Raw genomic sequence first — 14,446 nt, 5'->3', positions numbered from 1 at the left:
GCATGGAAGACACTGGATGACCCACGATGCGATAGACAGTGCACGCAGACGCCTGCTGGGCGGCGCGATGGGAATGGCCATCAGCGGCGGCGTGCTTGCCAGGCAACCCAACACGGAGAACACGATGGCACAGCACACGCAGTGGCAGGATGGCAGCTGGCTCAATCGGCCACGCACCGTCGCGATCGACGGCGGCACACTGGATGTGGTCACCGACAAGGCCACCGATTTCTGGCGCAAGACGCATTACGGGTTTACCCGCGATAGCGGGCATTTTCTCGGCCTCACCGCCGCGGCGCGCTTCACTGCACAGCTGCGGGTGCGCGCGCAATACGAGTCGCTCTACGATCAGGCCGGCATCATGGTGCGCGTGGACGAGCAGCATTGGGTCAAGGCGGGTATCGAGCTCAGCGATGGCCGTGCGATGCTCAGCAGCGTGTTGACCAACCCGGTCTCCGATTGGGCGACCGGCCCCTACGAGGGCGACCCCAAGGATTTCTGGATCCGCGCCACCGTTGCCGACGGCGTCCTGCGTCTGCAGGTATCGGCCGACGGAAAGACCTGGCCGCTGGTGAGGCTTTGCCCGTTTCCCGTTGCCGAGGCATATCAGGTCGGGCCGATGTGCTGCACGCCGGAGCGTGCCGGGCTGAAGGTGCGTTTTTCCGACTGGACGCTTGGTCCGCCGCTGGGCAAGGACCTGCACGATCTGAGTTGATCGCCGCGTGGCAACGCAGCATGCGCGCTGCGTTGCCACGTGTCTCACTGCAGGAGGCGAGGGCGGTACTGCGCGCATCGATCACTGCAGATGCGCGCGCATGGCGCGCCCCGGATACATCGCATCACGGCAAGCGCTGCTCGGCCACCGCGTTTGCCACATACGCGGCGACCAGCTCCGCCTCCATCGGCCGGGCCAGCAGATACCCCTGTGCTTCGTCGCATCCCCAACTGCGCAGCAGTGCAATTTCGTCGGCGTGTTCGATGCCTTCTGCCACGGTGCGATATCCCAGCGCACTGGCCAGGCGTACCACCGCCTCGGCGCGCATCTGCATGCCGGCCTTGGTGGCGATGCCGGTCACCAACGAGCGATCGAGCTTGAGGACGTTGACCGGCAGCTCGGTGAGGTAGCCGAAGTTGCTGTAGCCGGTGCCGAAGTCGTCGATGGCCACACTGATGCCGGCGTCGCGCAGGGTGCGCAGCCGCGGCACCGCCTCCACATTGCTGCGCAGCCAGCGGCCCTCGGTGATTTCCAGCTCGATCCGCTGGGTGGGAATGGCCAGTTCCCGGCAGCGGTGGATGAGGTCTGCGGCAAGATTGAGGTTGCCAAAATCGCGCGAGGACAGATTGATCGACATGGAAAAATCCAGCCCCTGCGCGCGCCAGCTGGCCAATTGCACCAACGCGTGCTCGATCACCCAGTTGGTGACGGTGCACATCAAGGCGGTCTTTTCGAACAACGGGATGAATTCGTCCGGGCCGATCGGGCCCAGGCTGGCATGCCGCCACCGCAGCAGTGCCTCGAAGCCGGTCACCGACAGGTCCTCGAGATTGATCCGGGGCTGGAAGACCAGGCGGAAATCACCCGCTTCCAGGGCTTTTTCGGCGTCCAGCGCCAGCCGGTACGAGCGCTGGATCGCATCGTCGTGGGAGGCGCTGTACCAGCACACGATGGCGTGGTTGCTGATCGCATCGCCCAGCGCCACCAGCCCCTTGCGCATGACATCGTTGGTGTCCGGCTGCTGCGGTGCAAAGCGCACCACGCCGGCATGAAAGGTCAACGACATCGGGATGCCGGCCGCATCCATCGGTGCATGCAACATGTCGCGCAGATCGAGCAACAGGTCCTCCATCTCGTCGGGCGCGGAATTCAACAGGAAGAACGCAAAACGCATCGGTGCCACGTGATAGACGGTGGCCTTGCCGCGCAATGCGCGCGTCAGCACATAGCTGGCGTGGCGCACCAGTTCCTCCAGTGGCTGCATGCCCAGCGCCTGACGCGCTTCATTGGCTGCCTGGGTGTCATAGACCTCGATGAAGGCGGCAATGGTGGGCACGCAGTGGCTGCCGAAGGCGAGGGCATCCAGATCCGACTGCAGCTGGCGTGCATTGAGCAAGCCGCTATGCGGTTCGCGCCGCCCGGCACCGAACTGCAGCTCCAGCTGCGCCGCTGCCACGTTGGCGAACATCAACAGCTGCTGGTGTTCCTGGCTGGCCAGGAGACGCTCACGCGTGTCGATCACGCACAAGGTGCCGGACACGCCGGTCTGCGGCGCACCCACCGGGACGCACGCGATAAACCGTGCCGGCAGGCCCGGAAAGGCAGCGTCGCCCAACTGGATCGGCGCAAGTGCGGCAGGTTCGATCAGTTCCCTCACCCCGTTGGCCGCGGCAGACGCATGCCGGCACAGTTCGATGGCTTGCTCGACATGCTCGGTACTGATGCCGCGCGCCGCCAGCACGCGCACGCGACCACCTTCGACGATGGTCAATGCAGCCGCGGGCGCAACCAGTGCATGGCAGAGCAGGCGCGCGATCTGATCGAGCGGCTCCATGCCGCCCAGGTCGATCGGCACACCTGACCAGTCGAAGTGCTGTTCCTGCCGTTTGGGGTCCAAAGCAAGCGTCATGTCGTCAGATTCCGTGTTGAACATCACACACCGCATGGCTACTAGAAACAAACCGAGGTCATCGACAGGTGACGATCATCCGGTGTCACGCCGTTGAAGTAATCCGGCTCGCTTCAATAAACTCCGTCCGCACTATCGAGCACGACCATAAACCGGACCGACGGAACGCCTGCACACAAATACCGTAATCGCTGATCGGCGTCGACGGTTGGCGGTGGTCTTAATGATGAAAGCGGACTCATTCATCGGCAGAGTGTGATAGCCGATGCCGGAAATTGCTTCTGCAGCGCAGCATCAAGTGCGCGATCGTCAATCAAATGGTCCGGTTCGCCAGCAGCTCGGTGGCCGCATCAAATCACCGTCAGGTATTCGGACTCTTCCAGGCATGGTTCGCTCCTTATGCGAGCAAATGCCTTTTTTTTAGCGAGATGCAACCAGCCAGACGTGCGGTGACCATCGCATGAGGCGGCTGGATAACGTTGGCGGGCACGAGCAAACCAATCGACAATTTCGACGTGCGTCGTGGGCAGTGTTGTGGTTAGTGATATTCAGCACAGTTTCAAGCATGGCGATTTTCTTATTAATCTCCCACTATTGCTCGCAGGGAGTGGTATTAAACGCACTCATCCGCAAGACGATAAAAGCGGGCGCAGCTTTAATTGCTTTAAACCGACTCGACAGTAAATCAACTTTCTGCTGTTGGAGAGCGCGTGTGTGTGTGCGTGAGTCTCTGCACGGCGATACAGGGGGAATAAAATGAATCGTGCATTTGCGCTGGTCTGGAACGCAGCAATTGGCAATTGGGTCGTGACGCACGAACTGGTGCGGCGGCGGCGCAAGTCCGGGGCAACCCGCCGCAGTGTGTCGAGCCTTGTCGTCCTGGCGGTGGGAGTGGCCGCCCCGATGCTGGCCTGGGGAGCATGCACGCCTGCGATTCCTGCAGCGGGCGCAACCGTCACCTGCACCGGGCTGCCAATCACCAGCAATAGCTTCACAAGCGGCACCAACAACCTGACCGTCAACGTGGCGGCAGGCACGCAAATGACCGCCGGCTTGCTTGGCGGCACCGCCGTTGCGCTCAGCGGCACCAATTCCACCCTCAACAACAGCGGCACGATCGATCCATCCGTGCTTGGCCTGTTGTCGGTGCTGAGCACCGGCGTCACCATGGGCAATGCCAGTTCCACCGCGGTGACCGCCAACAATCTCGCCGGCGGCGCGATCTACGGCACCGGCGGCGTGCTTGGAGCCAACCTGCTCAATCTCGACGGTATGGCGCTCGGCATCACCTCGGCCAGCAATGGCGTCGTGCAGATCAACAACGCCGGCCTGATCGATAGCCGTGCGTTGTTGAACCTGTCGGTCCTGAGTGCGGATACGCCGGTGATTGCGGTCAGCGGCGGCGGTACCGTCAATGCGGTCAACACCGGCACCATCAACGGGCGCGTGGGTTTCCAGAGCTCGGCCACCGGTAACAGCTTCGTCAATTCCGGCACCATCAACGGCAGCGTGTCGTTGGGAGCAGGCAGCACCAATACCTTCACTGCGGTGACCGGCGGCAGCGTCAACAGCGGCGGCGGGCTGGCGCTCGAATTGCTTGGACCAGGCGGCTTGCTGAGCTTTGCGCAGACCGGTGTGGTGGATGGCGGTGCAGGCGGTACCAATACGCTGATCCTGCAGAATTCGGCCAGCGGAACCGGCAGCGGCAGCACCGGCGTAGGAACGCTCAGCACGGCCCAGTACATCAATTTCGGCAGCCTGCGCGTCAACAGCGGCACCTGGTCGGTGGGAGGCGCAGGCAACTTCGGCAGCAGCGCGCTCAATGGCGGCGTATTGCAGTTCGCCAATCCCACGCAGCTGGGGACTGCCATCAGCGCCAACGGCGGCGCGCTGGAGGCAACAGCCGCCGGCCTGAGCCTGTCACCGGCCGCCGGCATCACGTTGGGCACCGGTGGCCTGACCTTGCAGGGCGCCAATGCGTTGACCGTGGCCAGCCCCATCAACGGCACCGGTGCGCTGACCAAGACCGGTACCGGTACGCTGGGCCTGACCGGCACCAATACCTTCAGCGGCGGCGTCAACCTGCTCGGCGGGTCACTGACCGTGGGCACCAACAGCGCGTTGGGAACAGGCACCGTCAACGCATCTGCCGGCAGCGTACTTGCGAGTGCGGCCGTCAACCTGCCGAACGCGTTCGTGCTCAACAACGTCATCGGCATCGGCGGTGCCAGCAATCTGCGGCTCGGCGGCGGCGTCAGTGGCGCCGGAGCGCTGAACAAGATCGGCACCGGCACGCTGACCCTTGGCGGCAACAACACCTATGCCGGGGGCACGACGCTGGGTGCCGGGACGCTGCTGATCGAAACCAATACCGCGCTCGGAGCGGGCACGGTGACCGCCGCCGGCGGACAGCTGGAGACCAGCACTCCGCTGACCCTAGCCAACAATTTTGCACTGACCAACACACTGGGCGTGGGCGCCAGCGGCAACACGCTCACGTTGACCGGCACGCTTGCCGGTGCCGGTGGCATCAACAAGACCGGCACCGGCACGCTCGCGCTCGGCGGTACCAACACCTTCACTGGCGGCACCACGCTGGCATCGGGCACCTTGCAACTGGGTACTGCTTCGGCACTGGGCACCGGTGCCTTGAATGTCACTGGCGCGTCCAACCTCAGCAGCAGTGCGCCATTGACGGTGGCCAACGGCATCAGCCTGGGCGGGCCGTTGAACTGGACCGGCGCGCAGGCGCTGACGTTGAGCGGTGCCATCAACGGTGGCGGCAGCCTGATCAAGAGCGGCGCGGGCGACCTCACGCTGAGCGGCAACAACGCCTACACCGGCGGCACCACCCTGGGTACCGGGCGCCTGGTGGTGGGCGCGAACGCGGCACTGGGCACCGGTACATTGACCGCAAGCGGCGGCGAGCTGGATGCCACCGCAGCGGCAACCCTGGGCAACACGATTGCACTCACCGGCACCTTGGGCGTGGGCAGCAGCGGCAATGCCGTGAACCTGACCGGCGCCATCGGCGGCACCGGTGCGTTGACCAAGCTTGGCACCGGCACCCTGACCCTGGGCGGCCTGAATACCTATACCGGTGGTACCAACCTCAATGCCGGCACCTTGCAGGTGGCCAGCGGCACCGCACTGGGCACGGGTGCCTTGAACGTCACCGGCAATGCGGCCCTGCAAAACATGGCGGCCACCTCGCTGAGCAACGCGATCGCGTTGAGCCCGGGTGCGTTGACACTCAGCGGGGCGCAGGCACTGACGCTGAGCGGCGCGGTCAGCGGGACCGGAAGCCTGGTCAAATCCGGCAGCGGCGATCTCACGCTGAGCGGCAACAATCTGTACAGCGGCGGCACCACGCTCAGCGCGGGCAAATTGACGGTGGGCAGCGACACCGCGCTCGGTGTCGGCGCGCTCAACGCGGCGGCTGGCACCACCCTGGACACTGCAACTGTCAGCACGCTGGCCAATGCCATTGCATTGGCGGGCCTGGTCGATGTGGGGGGCAGCAACGCGCTCACACTCAGTGGCGCCATCACCGGTGTGGGCAGCCTGGACAAGCTGGGTCCCGCCAGCCTGACCCTGGCCGGCAACAACAGCTATGCCGGGGGGACGCGGCTGAGCGCAGGCAGCCTGGTCCTGGGCAGTGACACGGCCCTGGGGCTTGGCACCCTGACCGTCGGCGGCGGGCTGCTCGACAGCACCGCCGCACGCGTGCTCGCCAATAACGTCGCGCTGGAAGCGGATCTGCAACTCGGCGGCAGCCAGGATCTCGCCCTCACCGGCGCGGTCAGCGGCGTGGGTGGCGTCATCAAGGACGGCGCCGCTGCACTGACGCTGGCTGGACCCAACAGCTTTGCCGGTGGCGTGGATCTCAATGCAGGCGCCTTGTTGCTCGGCAACGGCGCAGCACTGGGCACCGGTGTGCTGACCGCTGCCGATGGCACGCAGCTGCAGGCTACCGTCGCGACCACGATCGGCAACGACGTCGCCCTGAACGGTGCGCTCTCGCTCACCGGCAATACCGATCTTGGCGTCACCGGCATCGTCAGTGGCGCGGGCAGCCTGATCAAGCAGGGTGCCGGTGTGCTGACGCTCACCGGCAACAATCTCTACACCGGCGGTACCCTGGTCGACACCGGCACCCTGGTGGTCGGCAGCGATACTGCACTGGGCACCGGCGCGCTCACGGCTGCCGATGGCACGCAGCTCACTGCCAGCACTGCAGTGACCTTGCAGAACGCGGTCAACCTCACCGGTCAACTCGGTATCGATGGCCAGGACCTCACGCTCGATGGCGTGGTCGACGGCGCCGGCAGCCTGATCAAGAACGGCGCGCAAACGCTCACCCTCAACGGCAGCAATACCTGGGCCGGCGGCCTGCAGCTGCAGGGCGGCGCAGTGGTGGTCGGCAGCGACACCGCGCTGGGGCTGGGTACGCTCAGCGCCGCCGACGGCACCACGCTGGATGCCGGCACGGCGGTGACACTGGGCAATGCGCTTGCCTTGAATGGCGCCCTCACGCTGCCAGGCACGCAGGACATCACGCTCAATGGCGTCGTCAGCGGGATCGGCAGCCTCGACAAGCAAGGCGCTGCCACGCTGACCTTGACCAATGCCAATACCTTCAGCGGTGGCGTTGCGCTCGATGCCGGGCGTCTGGTGCTCGGCAACGACACTGCCTTGGGCGTGGGTGCGCTGCTGGTCGGCGGTGCTGCCGAACTGGATGCCACTGCCGCATTGACGCTGGGCAATACGCTGCAGTTGAACGATCAGCTCACGCTGATCGGCAGCAACGACCTGGGCTTGAACGGTGCCATCACCGGCACCGGCAGCCTGATCAAGAATGGCGCCACCACGGTGTCGCTCAACGCCGGCAACAGCTATAGCGGTGGCACCACGTTGACGGCCGGCAGCATCGCGGTCGGCGCCAACGGTGCACTCGGCACCGGCAGCCTGTCGGTCGTCGGCAATGCGGCGCTGAGCAATGCGATTGCAGTGGCATTGGGCAACGACATCGCGCTTGGCGCAGCGCTCACCGTGGACAACGGTGCGGACATGTTGGTCAGCGGCGCCCTCAGCGGGACCGGCGACTTGATCAAGACCGGCGCCGGCACCCTGACCTTGAATGGCAGCAACAGCTACACCGGCCCGCTGGCGATCCAGGCCGGCACGCTGGTGGCCAGCACAGCCGCATCGCTCGGCAACGCCAGCAATGTCGATGTCGCTGCAGGGGCGGTGCTGAATCTCAGCACCGGTGGCCTGATCAGCGCGCTCAGCGGTGCCGGCAACGTCACTACCGATGCCGGCGCCACGCTGCAGTTGGGGAGCGGCGATTTTGCCGGCAGCCTGGGCGGTGGCGGCAGTCTGGACAAGGTTGGCGCGGGCACGGTGCGCCTGCTCGGCAGCAGCGCGATTGGTGGTGCCACCCAGGTCAGCGGCGGCACCCTGGATGTGATCGGCAGCCTGGATACCAGCGCGTTGAACGTGGCGCTGGGCGGCAGCCTGACCGGCACCGGCACCACCGGCAGCGTGGCCAGCAACGTGACCATCGCCGACGGCGGCCGGCTGGCATTGAGCAGTGGCTCCTCGCTCAGCGTGGGTGGCCTGACCCTGGCACCGGGTGCGTTTTTGGACGTCGCACTGGCAGCGCCGAGCACTACGCGGCTGCTCGCGGTCAACGGCGACCTCACCCTGGACGGCACGCTCAACATCAGCGACCTCGGTGGGTTCGGCACGGGCGTGTATCGCCTGATCGACTACACCGGCCTGCTCACCAACAACGGCCTGGCGATCGGCCTGTTTCCGGGCAGCGTGGATCTCAGCCAGCTTGCGCTGCAGACCGCCATCGGCCAGCAACTGAACCTGGTGGTGACGGCGCCGGGTAGCATCGTGCAGTTCTGGGATGGGGTGCAGACCACGGCCAACGGCACTGTCGATGGCGGTGCAGCCACGTGGGGGGCGGCGACCAACTGGACCACCCAGGACGGCACTGCCAACAGCACCTGGCAAGGCGATTTTGCGGTCTTTGCCGGCAGCGCCGGCACGGTGGGCGTGGCGGGCACGCAGGACATCGGCGGCCTGCAGTTCGTCACCGATGGCTATCAGTTGACCGACGCCGGCGCGGGTGGGCTGGCGGTGACCGCCCCGTTGACCGCGATCCGGGTGGATCCAGGTGCAACCGCCACCATCGATGTGGCGATCTCCGGCAGCGGTGGCGTGGAAAAACTCGACGCCGGCACGCTGGTGCTCGATGCGGCCAACAGCTACACCGGCGGCACCGCACTCAGCGGAGGCACCCTGGTGCTGGGCGACGCGCAGGCACTTGGCAGCGGCGCGTTGACCGCCGCAACCGGCACCAGCCTCGATAGCAACCAGGCATTGGCGCTCGGCAATGCGGTGGCGCTCACGGGTGCGCTCACCCTGGTCGGCAGCAACGACCTGAGCCTGTCCGGCCCGATCAGCGGTGCGGGCAGCCTGATCAAGAACGGCACTTCCACGCTCACGCTCGATGGTGCCAACAGCTACGTCGGCGGCAGCGTGTTGAACGCAGGCACCCTGGCGGTGGGCAGCAACACCGCGCTGGGCGTCGGCAGCCTGTCGGTGCTGGGCAATGCCACCTTGAGCAATGCGATTGCGCTGGCATTGGGCAATAACGTCAACCTGGGCGCGGATCTGACCATTGCCAGTGCGGACGATCTGGCCTTGACCGGGGTGCTGAGTGGCGCGGGTGCCGTGACCAAGACGGGCCTGGGCACCTTGACCTTGTCCGGCGGCAACACGTTCACCGGCCCGGTGTCGGTGCAGGCCGGCGTGCTCGCCACCGCCGCCCCCGGCGCGTTAGGCAACACCAACGCCGTGGACGTTGCCGCAGGTGCCGGGCTCTCGCTCGGCAGCAATGCGGCCCTGGGTGCAGTGACCGGGCAGGGCAATGTCGCCGTGCTGGGCGGCAACACGCTGCAGCTTGGCGCCAACAACGTCGGCAGTACTTTTGCCGGCAGCCTGAGCGATGCAGGCAATCTGGACAAGGTCGGCACCGGCACCTTGCAGCTCACCGGCACCAGCGCGCTCGGCGGCACCACCCAGGTCACCGCCGGCACGCTGGATGTGGATGGCACGCTGGCCAGTGCCGGCGGCCTGACCGTGGGCAGCGGTGGCAGCCTGAGCGGCAGCGGTGTGGTCGATGCGGCGGTCACGGTGAGTGATGGCGGCCGCCTGGTGGTGAGCAGTGGCGCAGTGCTCACCACCGGCAGCCTGAGCCTGGCTCCCAACGCCACGCTCGACGCGTTCCTGGGCGTCCCCAGCCAGACCGGCGTGTTGGCGGTCAATGGCGATCTCACCCTGGACGGCACGCTCAACATCACCGACATCGGCGGGTTCGGCACCGGCGTGTATCGCCTGATCGACTACACCGGTGGGTTGACCGACAACGGGCTGGGCGTTGGCACGCTGCCCGGCAACGTGGACCCGGCCCAGCTGACGCTGCAGACCGCGCTGGCCCAGCAGGTCAACGTGGTGCTGGTGTCGCCCGGCAGCAACGTGCAGTTCTGGGACGGTGCGCAGACGATCGCCAATGGCAGCATCGACGGTGGCGCAGGCATCTGGGCGGCCGGCCCCAGCAACTGGACCTCGATCGATGGGCTGAGCAACGGCAACTGGCAGAACAGTTTTGCCGTGTTCGCCGGTACCGCCGGCAACGTGGGCGTGCAGGGCACGCAAGGCATCACCGGCATGCAGTTCGCCAGCGACGGGTATGTGCTGAGCGATGCCGGCGCCGGTGCAGTGAGCGCCAATGCGGCCACCACCATCATCCGGGTCGATCCCGGCGTCACCGGCACCATCGACGTCGGTATCGGCGGCACGGGCACGCTGCAGAAACTCGATACCGGCACGCTGGTGCTGGGCGCTGCCAATACCTACACCGGCGGCACCGCGCTCGGCGGCGGCACGCTGGTGCTGGGCGATGCGCAGGCACTGGGAACCGGCACCTTGACCGCAGCAGCCGGCACCAGCCTCGATACCGATCAGGCATTGGCCGTGGGCAACGCGGTGGTGCTCGACGGTGCGGTGACGCTGCTCGGCAGCAACGATCTGGCCCTGACCGGCGCGATCAGCGGTGCCGGCGGCGTGATCAAGGCCGGCGCGTCCACGCTCACGCTCAGTGGCAACAACAGCTATACCGGCGGGACCGTGCTGAGCGATGGCACCTTGTCGATCGGCAGCAACGCCGCGTTGGGCACCGGCACCTTGGCGGTGGTCGGCGATGCGGTGCTGACCAACCCTGTTGCCGCAGCGGTGGGCAATGCGCTCACCCTGGGCGCTGCGCTGCGCGTCGACAACCCGGCAAACCTCACGCTTGCCGGCGATATCGGTGGCAGCGGCGCGCTGATCAAGACCAACACCGGCACGCTGACACTGGACGGCAGCAATGGCTACAGCGGTGGCACCACGGTCAATGCCGGCACCCTGGTCGGCGACAGCGCCAGCCTGCAGGGGGCCATCGTCGATAACGCGACGCTGGCATTCAACCAACTGGCTGACGGCGTGTTCACCGGGTCGATCACCGGCACCGGCAGCGTGATCAAGGATGGCGCCGGCGCGTTGTTGCTCAACGGTGCAAACGGGTACACCGGCGGCACCACGATCACGGCCGGCACCTTGATCGGCGACACCACCAGCCTGCAGGGCGATATCGCCAACAACGCGGCACTGGTGTTCAACCAGAACACGGCCGGCGTCTATGCCGGCACGCTCAGCGGCACCGGCTCATTGCAGAAGGCCGGCACCGGCGCGCTGCAACTGCTCGGGCCCAACACTTACACCGGCGGCACCGTGATCAGCGCCGGCAGCTTGATCGGCACCACCACCAGCCTGCAGGGCAACATCGTGGACAACGCCACGCTGGTGTTCGACCAGGCCAGCGATGGTGTCTTCGCCGGTGCAGTCAGTGGCACGGGCAGCGTGGTCAAGCAGGGGGCAGGGGCGTTGACGCTTGCCGAGGCCAGCAGCTACAGCGGCGGCACTGCGCTTGCCAGCGGCAGCTTGGTGCTGGGCGATGCACAAGCACTGGGTAACGGGACGTTGACCGCCGCGATCGGCACCACGTTGGATACCGATCAGGCACTGACAGTCGCCAACGCGGTCGAGCTGACAGGTGCAGTCGCGGTTGCGGGGAGCAACGATCTGACCTTGACCGGTCCGGTGACCGGCACCGGCGGGTTGATCAAGAATGGTGTTTCCACGCTGACACTGGACGGCAGCAATAGCTACAGCGGTGGCACCACGGTCAATGCCGGCACCCTGGTCGGCGACAGCGCCAGCCTGCAGGGGGCCATCGTCGACAACGCGACGCTGGCATTCAACCAGCTGGCCGACGGCGTGTTCACCGGGTCGATCACCGGCACCGGCAGCGTGATCAAGGATGGCGCCGGCGCGTTGTTGCTCAACGGTGCGAATGGCTACACCGGCGGCACCACGATCACGGCCGGCACCTTGATCGGCGACACCACCAGCCTGCAGGGCGATATCGCCAACAACGCGGCACTGGTGTTCAACCAGAACACGGCCGGCGTCTATGCCGGCACGCTCAGCGGCACCGGCTCATTGCAGAAGGCCGGCACCGGCGCGCTGCAACTGCTCGGGCCCAACACCTACACCGGCGGCACCGTGATCAGCGCCGGCAGCTTGATCGGCAATACCAGCAGCCTGCAGGGCAACATCGTGGACAACGCCACGCTGGTGTTCGATCAGGCCACCGATGGTGTGTTCGCCGGCGCGGTCAGCGGCACGGGCAGCGTAGTCAAGCAGGGGGCGGGGGCGTTGACGCTGGTGGCACCCAATACCTATAGCGGTGGCACCACCATTGCCAGCGGCAGCCTGATCGGCACCACCACCAGCCTGCAGGGCAATATCGTCGACAACGCGACACTGGTGTTCGACCAGGCCGGCGATGGCACGTTCGCCGGCAACATCACCGGTAGCGGTACGGTGATCAAGAACGGCGCGGGTGCGTTGACGCTGGATGGTGTCAACGCCTATCTCGGTGGCACCACGATCAACGCCGGTACATTGATCGGCGATACCGACAGCCTGCAGGGCAACATTGCCAACAACAGCGCGCTGGTGTTCCAGCAAGCCAGTAATGGCACCTACGCGGGAATCCTGTCGGGCAGCGGCAGCCTGCTCAAAGATGGCGTGGGCACCTTGCTGGTCACTGCAAACAGCGGCGGCTTCACCGGGCCGATCACAGTTGCTGCGGGCACCCTGAGCGTGGGCAATCCGGCCAATCCGGGTGCCGCGTTGGGCGGGCCGGTCACGGTGGGCCCGGGCGGCACGCTCACCGGCAGCGGCAGCGTCGGTGGCCTGAGCTCGGGCGGTACCGTGGCGATCGGTGGCGGCGTCGGCACCATCAGCGTCGGCGGCGATGCCACGCTCGGCAGCGGGTCCACCTTGCAGGTCACGCCGGGCGCAGGCGGTGCGGTCACACCCATCAGTGTGGGCGGTGCGGCCACGCTGGCGCCGGGCAGCACCCTGCAACTGGTGCGTGCGACGGATCTGCCGTTGTTTACCGAGATTCCGGTCATCAACGCCACTGGCGGGCTCACCGGGCAGTTCGGCAGTGTCGTCTCCGACTATGCCTTCGTTTCACCGAATGTCAGCGCCAGCGCCACCGCGCTGTCGGTGTCGTTCGGCCGCAACACCGAGGCCATGGTCGATGCGGTCACCGCGCCGAACCAGCAGGCTGCCGCAGCGGCCGTGGATGGCTTGCCAACCACCAGCCCGGTCTACCAGGCGGTGGTGCGTCTGCCCGACGACCCGCAGGCGATCAGCACGGCGTTTGCCTCGTTGTCGGGCGAAAGCCATGCCAGCACGGCGACCGCCTTGCTGGATAGCCGCTTCCTGCAGAGCGGGGTCGGCAATCACCTGCGTGGCGACACTCAGGATGCGCGCGTGGGTGACACCACGGTCTGGATCACCGGCCGTAGCCTGCCCAACCGTGTCGATGGCGATGCCAACGCCGCCTCGGTGCGACGCGAGGACAACGGCATCATGGCTGGTGCGGAGCGGCGCATCGGCGAGCGCAGTGTGGTCGGTATCGCGGTCGGTAACCAGGACATCGAAACCCGCTCGCGCGAGTCCCTCGATCGTTCCGATATCGATGGCACCCATGCCGGCATCTACGGCCAGGCCGATTGGTCCGCGTTCGCTCTGCAGGCGTCGGTCGACTACGCGGACTACAGCGTGGACAGCAGCCGCCGGGTGATGCTGCCCGATGTGCTCGAAGAGCGGCTGACCAGCGATTACGACGCGAAGGCCATCACCGTGTCGATGGAAGCGGCATGGAACCTGCGCACCGGCAATGCGGTGTACAGCCCCTTCGTCGCGGCGGACTACACGCATCTGAAGACCGATGGTTTCAACGAGCGTGGCGGGGTTGCCGGGCTGTTGGTCGACAGTGCCAAGGACGAGTACACCACCAGCACGGTGGGTCTGCGCGGGCGCTGGCAGTTGGGTCCGGCCGCCGGGGTGTATGCCTCGGTCGGGTGGCGCCATGCATTCGGCGACCGCGCCGTGCAGCGGTCGGCCGGTTTCATCGGCACCGGTTCGCAGTTCTCGGTGCAGAGCGTCACGCTGGCGAAGAACGCGGTGGTCGGCGAACTGGGCGTGAGCCTGATCACCTCGCCCAACAGCCGCATGGCGCTGTCGTTGCAAGGACTCAACGGCGATGGCCAGACCGCATACGGCGGCCAGGTCACCTGGGGCTGGAACTTCTGATGCACTGCAAACCAGAAAGCCCCGGCACTGCCGGG

3 protein-coding genes are annotated in these 14,446 nt (G+C 66.3%); 2 read left to right on the top strand and 1 reads right to left on the bottom strand.

Annotation, left to right across the window (positions count from 1 at the left end; genetic code table 11):
• The first annotated feature begins 16 nt into the window (after positions 1 to 16).
• Complete coding sequence (locus EO174_RS16270; protein ID WP_104648743.1) at positions 17 to 715, top strand: DUF1349 domain-containing protein; 699 nt, start codon at positions 17 to 19, stop codon at positions 713 to 715.
• A 124-nt stretch (positions 716 to 839) separates the two neighbouring features.
• On the opposite strand, the gene EO174_RS16265 is transcribed toward EO174_RS16270, so the two are convergent.
• The gene (locus tag EO174_RS16265) at positions 840 to 2,651 is read right to left on the bottom strand and encodes an EAL domain-containing protein (protein WP_126945909.1); all 1,812 of its coding nucleotides are present in this window, start codon (positions 2,649 to 2,651) and stop codon (positions 840 to 842) included.
• A 729-nt stretch (positions 2,652 to 3,380) separates the two neighbouring features.
• On the opposite strand from EO174_RS16265, the gene EO174_RS16260 reads away from it, so the two are divergent.
• Entirely contained in the window at positions 3,381 to 14,411 is an 11,031-nt protein-coding gene (locus tag EO174_RS16260; RefSeq protein WP_126945906.1) for an autotransporter-associated beta strand repeat-containing protein, read from the top strand.
• Positions 14,412 to 14,446: the final 35 nt, after the last annotated feature.

The sequence above is a fragment of the Xanthomonas sp. BRIP62418 genome (genome assembly GCF_003993495.1).
In the GTDB taxonomy this organism is placed as follows: Bacteria; Pseudomonadota; Gammaproteobacteria; order Xanthomonadales; family Xanthomonadaceae; genus Xanthomonas; species Xanthomonas euroxanthea.
This window is presented reverse-complemented; position numbering and strand designations above follow the sequence as displayed.